Source organism: Nocardia sp. NPDC060259 (assembly GCF_042728775.1).
Taxonomy (GTDB): Bacteria; Actinomycetota; Actinomycetes; order Mycobacteriales; family Mycobacteriaceae; genus Nocardia.
This window is the reverse complement of sequence record NZ_JBHXAY010000029.1, coordinates 23452-40610: the sequence shown is the minus strand read 5'-3', so window position 1 is coordinate 40610 and position 17159 is coordinate 23452. Positions and strand designations below refer to the sequence as shown.

The following is a 17159-nucleotide window of genomic DNA, read 5'->3' as shown; positions in this document are numbered from 1 at the left end:
CCGGTAACGCCTCCTTCGTCGACTAGACGGAGGTACGCGTACGGGTGCGCGCGTTGCGCCGCTTCAGCGCGCGACGCTCGTCTTCGCTCATTCCACCCCACACGCCGGCATCCTGTCCGGACTTCAGGGCCCATGACAGGCAATCGGCAGTGACGGGGCAGCGGGCGCAGACCAGCTTGGCATCGGCAATCTGCGCGAGCGCAGGACCACTGTTACCCACCGGGAAGAACAGCTCGGGGTCCTCATCGCGACAGATGGCCTTGTGGCGCCAGTCCATTCCTCTGCTCCTTTGCGCGGGCGCCACAAAGGGCACCTCTGGTTAGTGGATCGTTCACTTGTGCGACTCGAATGTTTCCGCACGGTTGCTTGTGAATGCTTTCACGAACACCGTAGATGTCAATAGGTGTCCGGCGCACCGTGGGGGAGATCACGCTCTAGCGGCCCCGCAAGGGGAACCTGCCCGGTCCTTTGTACTCGCGTCTCCTGGTTTTCGCAGCGCAACAAGGAGATTCTTCCGCGTGTCCGGAGCTCAGGAAGGTTTCGGAGCGACAACATCGAGGATGCCGGGCACCGATGTGAAATGCACCATCTTGCGTTTTCCGATGAAGTCGCCATCGATTTGCAGGCCGATCTCCTCGGCCGTCTCGATGTGCACCGACGGCACGTCGTCGACTCGAAAAAGTGCGTCGGCCTTGGGGTTTCCATTCTCGGCCAGCAACTGCCTGGCAAGCAGCAGTGTGCGGGTCACGCTCATCGAACGGACCGCGAACACCCCGAGTCCGGCTTCGAAGGTCGTTCCCGGATTGGTGCGAATCGGGCGGTCCTCGAGATAGGTCCACGGGCTCGAATTCGTGACAAAGGCGTAATGAACGGCCTCCACCGGATCGTGTCCTTGAACCTCGACGGTGACGCTCGGTTCTCGCCGCCGGGCGCGGAAGAACTGGCGCACCGTTGTCCGCAGATAGCGCGTCGGAGTGGCCTTGCGACCTTTGGCGCGGGCGGCGTCGATCGCCTCGCACACATCGGCGTCGAGGCCGACGCCTGCGCTGAAAGTGAACCATCGGTCATCGGCCAGCCCGAGCCCGATTCTGCGGTCGGCGTCGCGGGCGAGCAGATCGATGAGCTGGTTGGTTGCTGTGACCGGATCGGGGGAGATGCCGAGGGCGCGGGCGAAGACGTTGGCGGAGCCGCCGGGGATGATGCCGAGACGTGGTCGCCAGACCTGGTCGTCGCCGACCTGCGGCAGCGGCAGGAAGCCGTTGATCGTCTCGTTGACCGTCCCATCGCCACCGTGCACGACGATCAGGTCCATCTCCTGCGTGGATGCCCACTGGGCGAGTTCGGCCGCGTGGCCGCGATGCTGGGTGTGCGCAACGGTCAGCTGCGTTCGGCTCTCCAGGGCGTGGGCGAGCAGATCCCGGGTCGCCGGGGTGGTCGAGGTGGCATTCGGATTGACGATGAGCAGCGTCCGCACGGTGTCGAGGGTAATGGGAGACCGTGAACACACGGCGCGCGCCGGGTCGCCACGACAGGTCGTCGTAGGCTGGGGCGCGTGGCGGAGCACGACGTGACTGACGGTGGCGAACAGCGCGAGGACGAACCGGTGACGACCGGCGTTCCGGCGACGGTGCGGGTGGCTGGCGCGGTGGTGATGCTGGAGGGCCTGGCCGGTGTCGTCACCGCGATCGTGCTGGTGGTGCGGGCGCTGACCGGTCACGACCAGTCGGTGGCCAGCGGCGTCGGCACCGCGATCTGGTTCGGCGTGCTGTTCGGCGGCGTGCTCGCCGCGGGCATCGCCCTGCTGCGCGGCAAGCGCTGGGGCCGCGCCATCGCGGTCATCGCCCAGGTGCTGCTGCTGCCGGTGGCGTGGTCGCTGCTGACCGATTCGCACCAGCCGCTGTGGGGTAGCTTGCTGGCGATCGTGGTGCTCGGCGGGCTCGGTGCGTTGTTCGCGCCGGCGACGAGCCGGTTCATGGCATTGGACTACGGCGAGCTCCCCGACGCCGAGCACAAGGCGTAGTCAGGCAGTCGCCGCGCGCAGCGCCTCGCGGCACAGGTGGTCGGCTCTGCGGGTGGTCTCCGGTTGCCGGAAGCCCCGGGTGAGGGCGAGTATCTGCGCGCAGGCGGTGTCGAGGTCGATCAGATGTCCGACCGAGACGAACAGTGGCTTCACTTCGTCGCGGGTGCGCAGTGCCCGGCCGACGACCTCGCCGTCGATGGTGACGTCACCGGCGTCACCGCGCCGCGGCCCCGGTTCCGCGAATTCACCCCACACCGATTTGGCGACACCGATGGTGGGAATTCCGGTCAGCAACCCGACATGACAGGCCAGCCCGAATCGGCGCGGATGCGCGATGCCCTGGGCGTCGCAGACGAGCAGATCCGGTGTGTGGGTGAGCATTTCCAATGCCGCGACCGTGGCGGGAAGCTCCCGGAACGCGAGCAGGCCAGGCACATAAGGAAAAGTCGAAATTCCTTGTGCCACTGTCGATTCCACGGTTTCGAGCGTGGCGATGTCGAGAATTACCGCCGCGGTAGCGACGGTGCCGTCCTCGGCATAGGCCGAATCAATTCCCGCCACCGTCGAGAATTGCGGTGGCCCAGGGTTTTCCGCGCGCACCAGCGGGCGCAGTTCGTCCTGCAGGGCGATCGCCTCGTCCGGCGTGCGCGGCCACTCGTGCGGTAATGCGATGCGCATCGGCTCAGCTCGCGGTCGCCGCCAGCGCCGTCAGTTCGGCGCCGGCGAGCCGGTAGCCGACCCACTCGTCCTGCGGTGCGGCGCCGAGGGACTCGTAGAACGCGATGGACGGGGTGTTCCAGGTGAGCACCGACCAGGACACCCTGCTGTAGCCGTGTTCGACCGCCTCGGCCGCCAGCGCGGCGACCAGTGCCCGGCCGAGGCCGGTGCCGCGGGTCTCCGGGCGCACGTACAGGTCTTCCAGGTAGATCCCGTGCACGCCGTCCCAGGTGGAGTAGTTCAGGAACCAGATCGCGCAACCGACGACGACACCGTCGTTCTCGGCGACATGGGCGAACAGCGCGGGCGCGGTGCCGAACAGGGCCGAGTCCAGCTGCTCGGTGGTGAGGGTGCACTCCTCGGGCGCCTTCTCGTATTCGGCCAGATCGTGCACGAGCCCGACCAGCGCGGGGACGTCGGCGGGCGTGGCGCGGCGGACCAGCGCGCTCATCGGGTGGCTCCCTCGATCGGTTCGGTGCGGGTGGTCAGGTTGTGGCCCCAGATGGTGCGGGCGTCGTGGTCGTAGCCGAGTTCGCTGATCGCGCCGGTCGACATCGCGAACCGGCGGCCCTCGGTCACCGCGAATTGCGCCCAGCGCGCGATCAGCACCCGGGAGAAGTGCCCGTGGCCGACCAGCACCACATCGCGCTCGGACAGCGCCGGTTCGACCCGGCTCAGTACCCGGTCGGCTCTGGCGCCGACCTGCTCGGCCGTCTCGCCGCCGGGCACCGGCGCGGTCCACACCGTCCAGCCGGGGACGGATTCGCGGATCTGCGCGGTGGTCAGGCCCTCGTAGTCGCCGTAGTCCCACTCGGTGAGGTCGTCGTCGATCTCGGCGTGCGCGAGGCCGGCCAGTTCGGCGGTCTGCCTGGCGCGCAGGCGCGGGCTGGTGAAGACGAGCGGATCGCGCAGGTCGAGCGACTTCAGCACCAGCCCGGCCGAGCGGGCCTGTGTCTCGCCGAGCGGCGTCAGCGGCAGGTCGGTGTGGCTGGTGTGCCGTCGCTGACTGGACCAGGTGGTTTCGCCGTGGCGCAGCAGGACCACTCGGGCGTCGGGTGTGGACATGGGTCCATCATGGCAGGCGGGGTCGACGTCAGCCGAGGGCGTAGAGCTGGCCGCCCCGGCGCTCGAACACCGTCGGGCCGAGGACCGCGGTGGAGATGGTGCCGCCGTCGTAGTCGCTGCGCTGGAGCGGAATCCGGGCGATGGTCCCGCCGTTGGCGGTATCCACCGCGAGCAGGCCGTCGGCAACCGGGACGAGCAGCCTGCCCGCCATCAGCGCGGGGGTGCCCAGCGCGTCACGGACCGTCCACACCGGCTGCAATGAGCCCGCGCTCAACGCGATCAGGCTGTCGCCGGTGAAGACGTAGATCGCCGAACCGAGCCGGGTCACCGTCGTGGTGCGCTCGTTCCACGGCGCGGTCAGCTGATGCACCGCGATCTCGTTGCCGGTGCCGTCGTGCACGGCGATCCTGGCCGGTTGGCCGAGGCCGGTGGCGGTGGCCGGGGTGGGCGGGTAGTAGACCGCGATCTTGGTGTCCGACACCGCGATCACGCGGACCTCGGGGGAGTCGGCGCCCGGCGCGGTGAGCACGCGCGAGCCGTGCTCCTCGGGATTGGTCGACTCCTTGGGCGCGGGGTTGAGCACGGTCAGCCGGGCGGACGGGTCGGACGGGCAGCGCTCGAGCACCGCCAGCCGGGACGAACTCGACGCGGCCGAGTACAGCGTGCACCAGGTGCGCGGCTGGGTGTTCGGGTTGACCGGGGCGTCGACGTAGCCGTATTCGAGGGTGCGCACCAAGTCGGAACGCCACATCTCCAGCCGGTCGGAGCCGAGGGCGAGCAGGTAGGTGCCGTCGCCGGAGACCCGGATCTCGTCGTCCATGTAGCTGCTGCGGGCGACCCTGCGCTCCCCGGTATCGGCTTCGAGCATCGTGGTCTGGCTGCACCCGCGCTGATCGCGGTAGGTGGCGATCACGGCGCCGAACTGGGATTCCACCGCGCACAGCGGCATATCGCGGCGATACCACCACAGCTGCTTGCCGGTGACCGGATCCCGGCCGCTGACGGTGCCGTCGTCGCCGGTCACCGCGACATTGCCGGACGTGAGCGCCCGGCTGCTCGCCCCGTCGGCCGCATGCCACAGCTCGCTGAGCGTGGCGGGCAGCTGCGTCGCCGCGGTCACCGTCGGCGCGGGCGAGGACGCGGTGACCGAATCGGTCCCGGTGACATCGGCCCGCGCCCACACCACGATCGCCGCCACCACGAGGGTGACGGCGATCGCTACTGCGGCAAAGATATCGGCGCGCGTCCGCCGTTCGGGTGCGAGCACGAGAAGGAGTGTACGCAGTGCCGGGTTGTGGCCGACTAAGCGTCGACCGTCACCGGGCTGTCGGTGGCCGCGGCATCGGCGGGCTTGCGCCGACGGCGACGGCGGGCGGGCTTCGCCTCCGCGGACGTGTCGTCCGCCGCGGCCGGTGCCGGATCCGCCGGTGCCGATTCGGTTGCGGACTCGGTCGCGGTCGCCTCGCCTGCCTCGCCCGACTCGGCGGGCTTGCGGCGACGGCGCCTGCGGCGAGCCGGCTTGTCGCCCTCGGTGGTGTCCTCGGCCTGGACCGCGTCCTCGGCGCCCGCTTCGGTCGTGCCCGATTCGGTGCCCGCGGCGCTGTCGGCCTTGCCACCACGGGTGCGGCGACGGCTGCGGGTCGACTTGGGACGCTCGGCGCGCTCCTCGACCACATCGCCTTCCTCGCGCACCGGCTTCGGCTTGCGGACGACGCCGGTGATGCCCTCCGGGATGCCGAGATCGGAGTACAGGTGCGGCGAGCGCGAGTAGGTCTCGGCCGGATCGGGGATGCCGAGGCCGAGCGCCTTGTCGATGGAGGCCCAGCGGTGCAGCTCGTCCCAGTCGATCAGGGTGATCGCGACGCCGGTGCGCCCGGCGCGGCCGGTGCGGCCGATCCGGTGCACGTAGGTCTTCTCGTCCTCGGGGCACTGGTAGTTGATGACGTGGGTGACGTCGTCGATGTCGATACCGCGCGCGGCGACATCGGTGGCGACGAGCACGTCGATGGTGCCCTTGCGGAACTTGGTCAGCGCCTTCTCGCGGGCGATCTGGCCGAGGTCGCCGTGCACGGCGCCGACCGCGAAACCGCGCTCGGCCAGGTCGTCGGCCACCTTCTGCGCGGTCCGCTTGGTGCGGGTGAAGATCATCGTGGCGCCCCGGCTCTCGGCCTGCAGCACGCGGGCGACCAGCTCGCTCTTGTCCAGCGCGTGCGCGCGGTAGACGAACTGCGCGGTGCGATCGTGCACCGCCGAATCGCTGGGCTCCTCGGCCCTGATGTGGGTCGGGCGGCTCAGGAAGGTGCGGGCCAGGGTGATGATCGGACCGGGCATGGTCGCCGAGAACAGCATCGTCTGCCGCGCGTCGGGGACCATCGACAGGATGCGCTCGATATCGGGCAGGAAGCCGAGGTCGAGCATCTCGTCGGCCTCGTCCAGGACCAGCACGCCGATCTTGCCGAGGATCAGGTGGTTCTGGTTGGCCAGGTCGAGAAGACGGCCGGGGGTGCCGACGACCACATCGACGCCGTCGCGCAGCGCGGCGATCTGGGTGTCGTAGGGGCGGCCACCGTAGATGGCGGCGACCTTCAGCGAACCCTGGTGATTGGTCAGGTACTTGCTCGCGTTCTCCAGGTCCTTGGTGACCTGGATGCACAGCTCTCGCGTCGGCACGATGACCAGCGCGCGCGGGGTGCCGTCGAGCGGGGTGGTTCCGGTGTCGGCGGTGGCGATGCGGTGCAGCAGCGGCACGCCGAAACCGAAGGTCTTGCCCATGCCGGTGCGGGCCTGACCGATGAGATCCTCGCCTGCCAGTGCCAGCGGCAGGGTCAGTTCCTGAATCGCGAAGGTGCGTTCGATCCCGATCTCGCCGAGCGCGCGCACGATTTCTTCGCGCACGCCCAATTCGGCGAAACTCGGCGGGATATGGGTGTTGTCCAGTTCGGCCGTCAGGAGGGTGTCGGTCAAACCGGGTTCCTGTTCGACAGTGATCTTGCTCAGGGTTCGTGCCTTCCTCGTCATTGCATCTCGCACGCACGAGGTGGGGCGGGCCGGTCGGCCCGCGACGACCACATATCCGCCTGTGATATTCACCGGGCCTGCACCGATCGCTATCGCGTCATCGGCGCGGCACATCGGTGATGCGGATTCGGTGCGCGCACATTTTCCGTGGACATCGCCGCCGTCCGCCCGCGCTGAACGCCGGTGGAGCGCAGCGCCCGCGAGAGCGGGAGAGTCGCGCCCGCAGGGTCTGCCGGGGCGAGGAAACTAGCGTTGTCCACGGTGATTGTAGCGTGATATTGTTCGCAACCCGAATTTCGGCGCGGCGCACATCGCCACGAATACCTGTTCGGCAGCACATTCCCGTGGTCCGGCCGTGTGGCACAGCACAATTCGACGGCCCTGATTTCGCGCGTGTCTGTCGCGTGTAACAGAACTCACTTGGTACCGCCGGTACCGGGTGTGAGACATTCTTGTCGTGAGCATCACCGACACCGTCACCACCGCCGCGCGCAACGCGTGGGCGCTGAGCTTCGGCGCGGGCATCGAACCGCCGAACCCGGCCCCCTCGACCGTGCTGTGGGACGAGCCGCATCGCTTGCTGCGTCGCTACGAATCCGAATCCGCTTCCACCACAACGGATTCCGCGGTGCTGCTGGTGCCGCCGCTGGCCGCGCCCGCGACCTGCTTCGACCTGCGTCCCGACCAGAGCCTGGCGCGGCACCTGGTCTCGACCGGCCGTTCGACCTACCTCGTCGACTACGGCGACATCTCCTTCGCCGATCGCCGGATGGGCTTCGAGGACTGGGTCACCGACATCCTGCCGGAGGCGATCCTGCGCACCAGCGCCGATCGCGGCGGCGCGCCCGTCGACCTGGTCGGCTGGTCGATCGGCGGCGTGTTCTCCTTGCTCACCGCGGCAGCCAACCCGGAACTGCCGATCCGCTCGGTGACCGGCGTCGGCTCGCCGCTGGACTACAACAAGATGCTCGGCATGCCGCAGCTGCGCGCGGTCGCGAGCCTCACCGGCGGCCAGGCCACCACCGCGCTGGTGCGGGCCGCGGGCGGCATCCCCGCGCCGCTGGTCAAGATCGGCTACCGGCTCGCCGCCTTCGAGCGGGAACTGGCGCGGCCGATGTTCCTCGCGAGCAATATCGCGCGCACCGAGACGCTGGCCAAGATGGAATCCATCGACCGGTTCCAGTCCGCGATGCCCGGTTACCCCGGCCGCTTCTACGGCCAGATCTGGGGCCGGTTCATTCTGGCCAACGACATCGGACAGGGCAGGCTCCAGCTGCGTGACCGCACCGTCGAACTCGCCGACGTGCGGGTGCCGGTGCTGCTGGTCGGCGGCACCGCCGACGTGATCACGCCGAAGGCCGCCGTCGAGGCGGGCCTGCGCACCCTCACCGGCTCCCCGTCGGTCACCTACGAGATCGCCCCCGGCAGCCATCTCGGCATCCTCGCCGGGCCGGACGCGCGCGACACGACATGGACCTACCTCGACAAGTTCCTGGCGGAGCGCGACTGATCATCGATCGGGACTAAGGTTGATACCCATGGGAGCACAGACCTCTGCCGCGCCGGATGTTGTCTCGACCGAACCGCTCGCCGCGGATCACCCGGGGGTGACCGAGCTGTTCGCCGTCGTCGCCTACGGTGAGATCTCCGCGTTCTATCGACTTGCCGAAGAGGCCAAGCTGGCGCCGTCGCTGCGCGGCCGGGTGGCGGTCGCCAAGATGGCCGCCGCCGAGCTGGCGCACTTCGAGACCCTCGAGGCCGCCCTGTCCGCGCGGGGCGCCGATCCCGAGATGTCGATGGCGCAATACCAGGGCGCGCTGGACTCCTACCATGCCTCCACCGACCCCTCGACCTGGCTCGAGTCGATGGTGAAGTTCTATGTCGGCGACGGTCTGGCCGCCGACTTCTACTCCGAGATCGTCGGCGTGCTTCCCGCCGAGGTCGCCGATGTCGTGCGCGATGTGCTCGCCGAGACGGACCATTCGCAGTTCGTGGTCGACGAGGTCCGCAGCGCGGTGGCGGCCAGCCGCTCCGAGCGCGACCGGCTCACCCTGTGGGGCCGCAGGCTCCTCGGCGAGGCGATCACCCAGGCGCAGTACGTGATGGCCCAGCGTGACGAGCTGGCCGAACTGGTCCTCGCCGCGACCGGCGACCTCAACGGCATCGCGACCCTGTTCGACCGCATGCAGCAGCGTCACGCCGCCCGCATGGCCGAACTCGGCTTGTAAATTACCCGCCGACCACGCGGCCCGGCACCAGGCGCAGTTCCGGTGCGCGGGCGGCAGCCTGGCGCGGTAGCCAGATCACGACCTGCTGATCGCGATCGGCGGACAGGGTCTGCACGGTGAACGTGAGCGTGCCCCGGCTCGGGTGTTCGAAGCCGAGGAGGCTGGGGATGTCCTCGGCCAGGCGGTGTGGTTGCCAGCGACGGGCGAATTCCGGTTCGGTGCACAAGAACGCGATGATCGACGCGATGCGTTCGTCGTCGGGTCTGCGCAGCCGGGTCCTGGCGAGCTGGTCGGCGAGGTGATCGGCGAACTGGGCCCAGTCGGTGACCGTGGTGCGGGCCAGTGGATGACGGAAGGTCCAGACGGCCAGGTTGACCTGATCCGGGTCGTCGAGCAGGCCGAGCGGGCCGACCAGGTCTTCCCACGCGGAGTTCCAGGCCAGCACATTGGCGCGCGGGCCGAGCGCGAACGCGGGCGTCGGCGCGAGCGCGTCGATGACGCTGCGCAACGCGGCGGGCACCTGATCCAGGACCGGATCGAAAGCCGTACTCGGGCAACGGGATTCGCTGCTCGTGGTCAAGGCCAGCCAGCCGAAGTGGGCGCGTTCGGTGTCGTTGAACCGCAGCGCGGTGGCGAGCGCGTCGACCACCGCCATCGACGGATTGGTGTCGCGGCCCTGTTCGAGCCTGGCCAGATAGTCGGCGCTGACACCGGCGAGTACCGCGACCTCCTCGCGGCGCAGGCCGGGAGTGCGGCGCCTGCCGCCGCCGGGCAGGCCGACGTCCTCGGGACGAAGCTCGGCGCGGCGGGCGACGAGAAGCTCCGCGAATGCCGAACGGGCACCCGGTCGATCTGCCATGTCTTCGCCTGCCATGTCTCGATAGTGCCCGGTCCTGGTTCCCGCAGCCACGCCCTGCCGGGTCCAGGATAACCGCGGTCTGGCTAGCGGACCACGGTCCGGTCAGGGTGGAGTCATGACTTCCTCGACACAGACCCAGCAGCTCAAGACCGGATCCTGGGCGCTCGACGCCAGCCACTCCACGGTCGCCTTCACCGTGCGCCACCTGGGCATCGCCAAGGTCCGCGGCGGTTTCACCCGCTTCGAGACCGAATTCGTCGTCGACGAGACCGGCGCCGCGACCATCGGCGCCACCATCGACCTCGACTCCTTCGACACCGGCAACGCCGACCGTGACGCCCACGTCCGCAATGCCGATTTCCTCGACGTCGCCAACCGCCCGACCCTGAGCTTCCGTGCCACCGGGTCGGTCCGGGTCGCCGAGTCGTTCACCGTCACCGGCGAGGCCACCCTCGGTACCGTCACCAAGCCGGTGACGCTCGACGTCGAATGGGGTGGGGTCGCCGACTACATGGACGGCACCCGCCACGCCGGTTTCTCCGCGACCGGCACCATCAAGCGCACCGACTTCGGCGTCGGTGTCCCCATGCCGGGCATGCTGTCGGATGCCGTCAAGATCGAGCTCGACATCGAGCTGGTCGAGCCCGCCTGAGGCGTTCGCTCACAGCGCAGCTGGGCACGGGGACGGCGGTGTTCCCGCTCGACTAGCCTGGAGGCGACAACACAGGACTCTTACGTTCGGAGGTTGGCCGTGGAGGTCAAGATCGGTATTTCGGATAGCCCGCGTGAGCTCGTGATCAACAGCGCGCAGAGCCCTGAGGAGATCGAGGCGCTGGTGACCGAGGCGCTGGGCGGCGCGAGTGGCGTCGTCTCGCTGACCGATGAGAAGGGCCGCAAGTTCCTGATCCAGGCGGCCAAGGTGGCCTACGTGGAGATCGGCTCGACCGCCACCGGCCGCGTCGGCTTCGCCACGGTCTGAGTCCTGACAGCGAAAAGCCCCGCACCGGCATCCGGTGCGGGGCTTTTCCTGTGGTCTGTCAGCCGATGGGGTGCAGCGGGACGTGCTTGAGGCCGCCCCAGGCGAGGGCGACGGTGGTGTCGACCGCTTCGTCCTTGGGGATCGGGCGGTCGGCCTCGAGCCAGTAGCGGGCGGTGAACTGGCTCGCGCCGACCAGGCCGACGGCCAGGATGCGGGCGCGGTAGGGATCGAGGCCGGAGTCGTGGGCGACGAGGTCGAAGACCGCGTCGACGCAGGCCTCGGTGGCCTGCTCGACCCGGCGCTGCACCTGCGGCTCGCTGGTCAGGTCGGATTCGAAGACGAGGCGGAAGCCCTGCATCTCGTTGTCGACGAAATCGAAGTAGGCGTTGACGGCGGCGCGCACACGCTGCTTGTTGTCGGTGGTGGAGCGCAGCGCCTGGCGCACGCTCGACACCAGGATGTCGACATAGTTCTGCAGCACCGCCAGGTACAGCTCCAGCTTGCTCGCGAAGTGCTGGTAGAGCACCGGCTTGCTGACGCCTGCCACCTGGGAGATCTCGTCCATGCCCGCGGCGTGGTAGCCGCGCTGCACGAACACTTCGCTGGCCGCGAGGAGCAGCTGCTGGCGCCGCTCGTCACGGGGCAGCCGGGTGCCGCGCTTGGCCGGGACCGTTTCCGGCACCGATCGGCGCGAGGTCATGCGGTCCACGAGGTCTGTCATCTCGGCTCTCTTTGTCGATTACCCCGGCCCAGGGGTGTTCGGTCCGGTATCCCACGAACGATACCCGCACGGTGTTCCCATGAAGTTTCGCCCTGGAAATGTAGTACCAGGCCTCAGGGTTCGCCGGGCCGTAACCGTGCGATCTGCTGCGGCCGCCGCGAGGGCGGGGTTGCGCACTGTGAGAATCTGGTGGGGTGACCGACCGACCGGAACGACCATCCGGCGGCGGGCGCGATGTCGCTCGCCCCACGCAACCCACCGAGTCCGGTTCTGTGACGTCGGCGCCAGAAGGGCGAGAACTGCAGGTCTACGACCCGCTCGGGCTGTATCAGCCCGCCGACCGATCCCGGCAGCCGTTGCGCGCCCACTGGAACCCCGCCGACACCGACAACGGCAGGCCGCGCAGCCCGCAGCGCGACGCGAAGAAGCAGAGCGCGATCGGCCGGTTCGTCCGCCGCTACGGCTGGCGGGCCTACGCGCTGCCGGTGTTGCTGGCCGTCACCGTGCTGGTGGTCGTCGACGCCCTGCGCGCGAACCCGATGCCCGCCGCGAACGATCCCGGTTTCGGCGCGCTCAGCCCCAAGGTGGCCCAGTCCGGCATCATCGGCGCACCACCCGGCGACGGGAAGTTCCCGCCCGACCTGCCGCTCGGCGCGCTGCCGGAGGGCGGCGACTACGTCGACCGCGCGGCGGGCACCTGGCATGTGGTGCCGGGCACCAGCGCCCAGGTCGGCACCGGCACCGAACGCGTCTTCCGCTACACCGTCGAGGTGGAGGACGGCATCGACACCGCACCGTTCGGCGGTGACGTCGCCGTGGCCAAGATGGTCGAGACGACCCTGGCCAACCCGAAGAGCTGGACCCACGACCCCCGCTTCGGCTTCCAGCGCATCGACACCGGCGAACCCGATTTCCGCCTCTCGCTCACGTCGCGTGAGAGCACCCGCGCCGCCTGCGGATTCGAGATCCCGATCGACTCGTCCTGCTACAACGCCGACATCGACCGCGTCGTGCTCTCCGAGGTGCGCTGGGTGCGTGGCGCGCTCGCCTTCGACGGCGACATCGGCTCCTACCGGCAGTACCAGATCAACCACGAGGTCGGTCACGCCATCGGCTACCACGGGCATCAGCCGTGCGAGACCGACGGCGGGCTCGCGCCGATCATGATGCAGCAGACCTTCGGCACCAAGAACAACGACATCGCGTTGCTCGATCCGGACGGTGTGGTGCCCGCCGACGGCAAGACCTGCCGCTTCAACCCCTGGCCGTACCCGCGCGGATAGTGCGGTGGCCCATGCGGGACCATGGGTGGGAAGAACAGCGCGGCTTCCCACGTTGCATGTACCAGGAATACCGCCGATAAACACAGGAGCTCTGACGTGTCATTCAACGGGTCCCTGCCGCCGCTCGTCGAGCCGGCCGCGGAACTGACCAAGGACGAGGTCGCTCGCTACAGCAGGCACCTGATCATCCCCGATCTGGGCGTCGACGGTCAGAAGCGGTTGAAGAACGCCAAGGTGCTCGTGATCGGCGCGGGCGGGCTGGGTTCGCCCGCCCTGCTGTATCTGGCCGCGGCCGGTGTCGGCACGCTCGGCATCGTCGAGTTCGACGAGGTCGACATGTCGAACCTGCAGCGCCAGGTCATCCACGGCGAGTCCGACATCGGCCGCCCCAAGGCCGACAGCGCCCGCGATTCCGTCCTGGAGATCAACTCCGGGATCGACGTGCGGCTGCACAAGATCCGGCTGGAGCCGGACAACGCCGTCGAACTGTTCCGTGAGTACGACCTGATCGTCGACGGCACCGACAATTTCGCGACCCGCTACCTCGTCAACGACGCCGCCGTCCTCGCGGGCAAGCCCTACGTGTGGGGCTCGATCTACCGCTTCGAGGGCCAGGTCTCGGTGTTCTGGGAGGACGCCCCCGACGGCCGCGGCATCAACTACCGCGACCTGTACCCGGAGGCCCCGCCGCCGGGTATGGTCCCGTCCTGCGCCGAGGGCGGCGTGCTCGGCGTGCTGTGCGCGTCGATCGGTTCGGTGATGGTGACCGAGGCGATCAAGCTGATCACCGGCATCGGTGAGACGCTGCTCGGCCGTCTGATGGTCTACGACGCACTGGACATGAACTACCGCACCATCAAGCTGCGCCGCGATCCCGAGCGTCAGCCGATCACCGAACTGATCGACTACGAGGCGTTCTGCGGTGTGGTGTCGGAGGAGGGCATGGCCGCCGCGGCCGGGTCGACGATCACCGCCGCCGAGCTGAAGGATCTGCTCGACGCGGACAAGGTCGAACTGATCGACGTCCGTGAGCCGGTCGAGTGGGACATCGTCCACATCAAGGGCGCGACGCTGATCCCCAAGGACCGCATCCTCTCCGGCGAGGCGCTGGCCGAACTGCCGCAGAACAAGCCGATCGTGCTGCACTGCAAGACAGGTATCCGCTCGGCCGAGGCGCTGGCCGCGCTCAAGCGCGCCGGTTTCGCCGACGCCACGCACCTGCAGGGCGGTGTCGTCGCCTGGGCCAAGCAGGTCGATCCGTCGCTGCCGGTCTACTGATCGGGTAGCTGCACTGTTGCCGACCTCGCCCAAGGTTGCGGCGAGGTCGCAAAGTGGAGTGTGCCAGCGTGCCTTCGGGGTTGCGGCGCCGCGGCGGGGTTACGGTACGGCCGTGACCTCAGTCGAACCTCCCGAGCATGTGCGCGCCACATTCGGACTTCGCGAAGTGACACCGGTCTGCCTCGGCGACTGGGACGGTGGCTGGCGAATGGGTGACGTGGTGCTGAGTCCGGTGGCCGATCACGCGCGGGCCGCGTGGTCGGCGAAGATACGCGAGACGCTCGCGGTCGACGGCCTGCGGGTGGCGCGCCCGGTGCGGGCCACCGACGGCCGGTATGTGGTCTCGGGCTGGCGCGCCGACACCTACGTCGACGGCGCGCCGGAAGCGCGCTACGACGAGGTGGTGTCGGTGTCGCTGCGGTTGCACAAGGCGACGGCGCAATTGGACCGCCCCCGTTTCCTGGTCCAGCCCCCGGTCGCGCCCTGGGTCGACGTCGACGTGTTCGTCGCCGCCGACCGCGCCGCCTGGGAAGCGGTACCACTGCGCAGCCTGCGCACCGGCGGCGTCCCGATCTCCACGACCCCCGACGCCCAGCGCAGCCTGGAACTGATCGGCCAGCTCTCGACCCTGCGCAAGCCGGTCCGCAGCCCCGACCAGCTCGTCCACGGCGACCTCTTCGGCACCGTCCTGTTCGCAGGCGCGCACACCCCCGGCCTCACCGACATCACCCCCTACTGGCGCCCCGCCATCTGGGCCGCCGGCGTTGTCGTCATCGACGCGCTGGCCTGGGGCGGCGGCGACGACGGACTCCTGGACCGCTGGTCCAGTCTGCCGGAATGGCCGCAGATGTTGTTGCGCGCGTTGATATTCCGCCTGGCCGTGCACGCGCTGCACCCGCGTTCCACCCCGGAGGCCTTTCCGGGTCTGGCCCGCACGGCGGACATGGTTCGGTTGGCGTTGTAAGCGAATTGCGCCGATAGTGACCGATGGGTCTGATGTGATGTCAAATCCGTTGAGACCCAACGTTTCCTGGGATATCCCGTGCTATCTTCATCGAGCATCGCCGCCATGTGTCCTGCGCCGGACCGGGGGACCCGTGCGGCCCGTCATGAGCGGTGAGGATTGCTGCGGGTGAGAATCCAGCCCAGACAACAGATTCTGGATATTTGGAGAGCCATGCTCTCGGCCTGCTACCGGGACGAGAAATGGCATTGGGACGGAGTCCTCGGCGCCAATTCGATCAGTGATTCCGAACAGCTGCTGTGCCTGCTGTATCCGGCCACCGAGATCGAGAGCTTCGCGCTGGACCGCCCCGAGGCGATGTCCGACGACGTCAGGGTCGTCCTCGAAGCGTTCGGCGGACAGGCCGGCATCGGGATCACGGTGCTCGGCCTGGTCGAGGAGTACCTGGCCCGCAACACCGATCCCGACGGCCTGCCCCGCTTCGACGCCGGCAGCTACCTGCGCGCCACCGGCGACACCGAGCCGACACCCGCCCAGCACACGCTCGAAGTGGTGGACGGCTACGCGCTGTCGGTCAGGCTGTGCATCGCGGCGCTTGGCTTCGCGCGCGTGTTCGACCGCTGGGCGCACACCGAGCGGCGCACCGACATCAGCGCCAGGATCGCCGAACTGAATACCGGCCTGAGCACCCGGCTGACGGCCGCGATGACCGGCCTGGTGCGGAGTTTCGTGGTCAGCACGGCCTCCCCGCGCTCGCCCTCAGGTAAGGCGATGCTCGGCATGCTCAACCAGTCGGGCCAGCCGGAGAAGATGGTCGTGCACGCGGTCTCGCGCAGTCTTGAGCGCGTCCGCGCCCGCTTGCGCGACGACGTCACGCTGGGCCGGGCACCGGAATCCGAAATCGACGACGAGGATTTGCTGTTCGAGTGCGGCTGGAGCTGGGGCGTCGTGCAGGGCGCTGGCCCGGTGGACGTCGTGCCGACGGCGATCGGCTCCGGCATCGGCTACGCCGACCCCAGACCCTCCCTGTACTTCACCATCACCGCGCTCGACGCCATCGACGACGTGCTCTCCCCGCGCACCCGAGAGCTCGACCTGCTCGACGACACCCAATACCGCCTGGCCGAGGCGCTGCGCGTCCGCTGGGAGATCACCCAGCGCTACTGGGCCACGATCGCCCGGTTCGGCAGCGGCACCTGGCCGCTGGAGGACATCCCGTGGCGCACCTCCGACGGCGAGGAGTCCGACTACTTCTCGCTGATCGTCTCCGCGGTGCTGATCCGGGAACTGGTGACCCGCACCGCCTCCGACGACGACCTGACCCGCGCGATCGGCATCTTCGACGAACTGGCCCGCCGCGGCCGCATCATCCGCAGACCCACCAGGGACGACCCGTCGGTCGCCCTGCATCACCCCGGCGTCCGGATAGCCCTGCGCGGCAGCGAACTCGTCGAGGACGGCGGCCCCCTGCTGGAGTGGATCGTCTCCGATTTCGCGCCGGTCCTGCTGAAGCGCAGTCTGCAGGCGGCGCGCGTGTCGGGCGACATCATCGCGCGCGACCGGCTGATGGAACTGGCCAAGCAGGTGATGGACCATCTCGACCTGCGCATGATCACCGACGGTGACGCCGCGGGCCTGTGGGACGACCCCGGTGCGGCCTTCGGCGCCGCGGTGAAGGCCGGGCAGACCCTGCCCTCGTGGTACATGACCAAACGCGTCATCGAATGTCTGGTCACCGCCGACCGGACCTACCGGGAGGCGCCGTTGCGCTCGCCCGCCATGGTCGTGCGCGCGGTCGAACTGCTCAACGAGGCTGAGCACCTGCTGAACCGGGAGATGCTCGATGTCGGCGTCGAGGACACCTCGGCCAACCGCATCGCGCTCGACGGCGTCGAGCAGCAGCTGGCCAGGGCGCGCGACGTGGTGGATCTGCAACCGGGAACGGCGTTCACGCTGGCCTCGGCAGCCCTGATCGAACTCGACCGGCTCTCCTACGCTCGTCTCGACGCGATGCGGAGCATCTGAGG

At 69.0% G+C, this 17159-nt stretch carries 18 protein-coding genes; 9 read left to right on the top strand and 9 right to left on the bottom strand.

Annotated features, from left to right (window positions below):
* Positions 1–22: 22 nt before the first annotated feature.
* Positions 23–277 (bottom strand): WhiB family transcriptional regulator, encoded by a 255-nt coding sequence (locus tag ACFWF2_RS14195; RefSeq protein WP_022567051.1) that lies wholly within the window; start codon positions 275–277, stop codon positions 23–25.
* A 252-nt stretch (positions 278–529) separates the two neighbouring features.
* On the bottom strand, positions 530–1474 hold the full coding sequence (locus ACFWF2_RS14190; protein WP_379307878.1) for a diacylglycerol/lipid kinase family protein: 945 nt from the start codon (positions 1472–1474) through the stop codon (positions 530–532).
* 177 nt (positions 1475–1651) lie between these two features.
* Here ACFWF2_RS14190 and ACFWF2_RS14185 point away from each other — a divergent pair, with 177 nt between their 5' ends.
* Positions 1652–2020: a hypothetical protein gene (locus ACFWF2_RS14185; RefSeq protein ID WP_379307908.1), complete on the top strand. Its 369-nt coding sequence runs from the start codon at positions 1652–1654 to the stop codon at positions 2018–2020.
* Here ACFWF2_RS14185 and ACFWF2_RS14180 read toward each other — a convergent pair whose 3' ends face one another.
* Genes ACFWF2_RS14180 through ACFWF2_RS14160 form a run of 5 tightly spaced genes read right to left on the bottom strand, consistent with a single transcriptional unit; the run spans position 2021 to position 6820 of the window.
* Positions 2021–2698: an endonuclease V gene (locus tag ACFWF2_RS14180; RefSeq protein ID WP_379307877.1), complete on the bottom strand. Its 678-nt coding sequence runs from the start codon at positions 2696–2698 to the stop codon at positions 2021–2023.
* Positions 2699–2702: 4 nt separating this feature from the next.
* Entirely contained in the window at positions 2703–3188 is a 486-nt protein-coding gene (locus tag ACFWF2_RS14175; RefSeq protein ID WP_379307876.1) for a GNAT family N-acetyltransferase, read from the bottom strand.
* The gene (locus ACFWF2_RS14170) at positions 3185–3802 is read right to left on the bottom strand and encodes an acid phosphatase (RefSeq protein ID WP_379307875.1); all 618 of its coding nucleotides are present in this window, start codon (positions 3800–3802) and stop codon (positions 3185–3187) included. The genes ACFWF2_RS14175 and ACFWF2_RS14170 overlap by 4 nt, the downstream gene beginning before the upstream one ends.
* Positions 3803–3830: 28 nt before the next feature.
* Complete coding sequence (locus ACFWF2_RS14165) at positions 3831–5069, bottom strand: hypothetical protein (protein ID WP_379307874.1); 1239 nt, start codon at positions 5067–5069, stop codon at positions 3831–3833.
* Between the two features lie 35 nt (positions 5070–5104).
* Positions 5105–6820, bottom strand: coding sequence for a DEAD/DEAH box helicase (locus ACFWF2_RS14160; protein WP_379307873.1), 1716 nt, complete (start codon positions 6818–6820; stop codon positions 5105–5107).
* A gap of 457 nt (positions 6821–7277) precedes the next feature.
* Here ACFWF2_RS14160 and ACFWF2_RS14155 point away from each other — a divergent pair, with 457 nt between their 5' ends.
* Both ACFWF2_RS14155 and ACFWF2_RS14150 read left to right on the top strand, forming a co-directional pair.
* The gene (locus ACFWF2_RS14155) at positions 7278–8330 is read left to right on the top strand and encodes an alpha/beta fold hydrolase (RefSeq protein ID WP_379307872.1); all 1053 of its coding nucleotides are present in this window, start codon (positions 7278–7280) and stop codon (positions 8328–8330) included.
* A gap of 28 nt (positions 8331–8358) precedes the next feature.
* Entirely contained in the window at positions 8359–9048 is a 690-nt protein-coding gene (locus ACFWF2_RS14150) for a ferritin-like fold-containing protein (protein WP_379307871.1), read from the top strand.
* A 1-nt stretch (position 9049) separates the two neighbouring features.
* Here ACFWF2_RS14150 and ACFWF2_RS14145 read toward each other — a convergent pair whose 3' ends face one another.
* Entirely contained in the window at positions 9050–9922 is an 873-nt protein-coding gene (locus ACFWF2_RS14145; RefSeq protein WP_379307870.1) for a helix-turn-helix transcriptional regulator, read from the bottom strand.
* A 100-nt stretch (positions 9923–10022) separates the two neighbouring features.
* Between ACFWF2_RS14145 and ACFWF2_RS14140 the strand changes: the two genes are divergently transcribed.
* Together ACFWF2_RS14140 and ACFWF2_RS14135 are read left to right on the top strand one after the other, a co-directional pair.
* On the top strand, positions 10023–10559 hold the full coding sequence (locus ACFWF2_RS14140; RefSeq protein WP_379307869.1) for a YceI family protein: 537 nt from the start codon (positions 10023–10025) through the stop codon (positions 10557–10559).
* A 99-nt stretch (positions 10560–10658) separates the two neighbouring features.
* Complete coding sequence (locus ACFWF2_RS14135; RefSeq protein ID WP_379307868.1) at positions 10659–10886, top strand: DUF3107 domain-containing protein; 228 nt, start codon at positions 10659–10661, stop codon at positions 10884–10886.
* Between the two features lie 58 nt (positions 10887–10944).
* Here ACFWF2_RS14135 and ACFWF2_RS14130 read toward each other — a convergent pair whose 3' ends face one another.
* Positions 10945–11607, bottom strand: a complete 663-nt coding sequence (locus ACFWF2_RS14130; RefSeq protein WP_379038081.1) for a TetR/AcrR family transcriptional regulator — start codon at positions 11605–11607, stop codon at positions 10945–10947.
* A gap of 299 nt (positions 11608–11906) precedes the next feature.
* Between ACFWF2_RS14130 and ACFWF2_RS14125 the strand changes: the two genes are divergently transcribed.
* From ACFWF2_RS14125 to ACFWF2_RS14110, 4 genes are all read left to right on the top strand, one after another.
* Positions 11907–12890 (top strand): DUF3152 domain-containing protein, encoded by a 984-nt coding sequence (locus ACFWF2_RS14125; RefSeq protein WP_379307907.1) that lies wholly within the window; start codon positions 11907–11909, stop codon positions 12888–12890.
* Between the two features lie 96 nt (positions 12891–12986).
* Positions 12987–14168 carry an adenylyltransferase/sulfurtransferase MoeZ gene (gene moeZ, locus ACFWF2_RS14120; protein WP_378855626.1) on the top strand — a complete coding sequence of 394 codons (1182 nt, stop codon included), beginning with the start codon at positions 12987–12989 and terminating at the stop codon, positions 14166–14168.
* Between the two features lie 112 nt (positions 14169–14280).
* Entirely contained in the window at positions 14281–15132 is an 852-nt protein-coding gene (locus ACFWF2_RS14115; RefSeq protein WP_379307867.1) for a TIGR02569 family protein, read from the top strand.
* A 168-nt stretch (positions 15133–15300) separates the two neighbouring features.
* Positions 15301–17157 (top strand): SCO2524 family protein, encoded by a 1857-nt coding sequence (locus ACFWF2_RS14110; protein WP_379307866.1) that lies wholly within the window; start codon positions 15301–15303, stop codon positions 17155–17157.
* Positions 17158–17159: the final 2 nt, after the last annotated feature.

Excerpts from the sequence above, each read along its gene's own strand:
- ACFWF2_RS14195 (WP_022567051.1), bottom strand. The coding sequence starts at position 277 with ATGGACTGGCGCCACAAGGCCATCTGTCGCGATGAGGACCCCGAGCTG.
- ACFWF2_RS14185 (WP_379307908.1), top strand. The coding sequence starts at position 1,652 with ATGCTGGAGGGCCTGGCCGGTGTCGTCACCGCGATCGTGCTGGTGGTG.
- ACFWF2_RS14180 (WP_379307877.1), bottom strand. The coding sequence starts at position 2,698 with ATGCGCATCGCATTACCGCACGAGTGGCCGCGCACGCCGGACGAGGCG.
- ACFWF2_RS14175 (WP_379307876.1), bottom strand. The coding sequence starts at position 3,188 with ATGAGCGCGCTGGTCCGCCGCGCCACGCCCGCCGACGTCCCCGCGCTG.
- ACFWF2_RS14170 (WP_379307875.1), bottom strand. The coding sequence starts at position 3,802 with ATGTCCACACCCGACGCCCGAGTGGTCCTGCTGCGCCACGGCGAAACC.
- ACFWF2_RS14160 (WP_379307873.1), bottom strand. The coding sequence starts at position 6,820 with ATGACGAGGAAGGCACGAACCCTGAGCAAGATCACTGTCGAACAGGAA.
- ACFWF2_RS14150 (WP_379307871.1), top strand. The coding sequence starts at position 8,359 with ATGGGAGCACAGACCTCTGCCGCGCCGGATGTTGTCTCGACCGAACCG.
- ACFWF2_RS14145 (WP_379307870.1), bottom strand. The coding sequence starts at position 9,922 with ATGGCAGGCGAAGACATGGCAGATCGACCGGGTGCCCGTTCGGCATTC.
- ACFWF2_RS14140 (WP_379307869.1), top strand. The coding sequence starts at position 10,023 with ATGACTTCCTCGACACAGACCCAGCAGCTCAAGACCGGATCCTGGGCG.
- ACFWF2_RS14130 (WP_379038081.1), bottom strand. The coding sequence starts at position 11,607 with ATGACAGACCTCGTGGACCGCATGACCTCGCGCCGATCGGTGCCGGAA.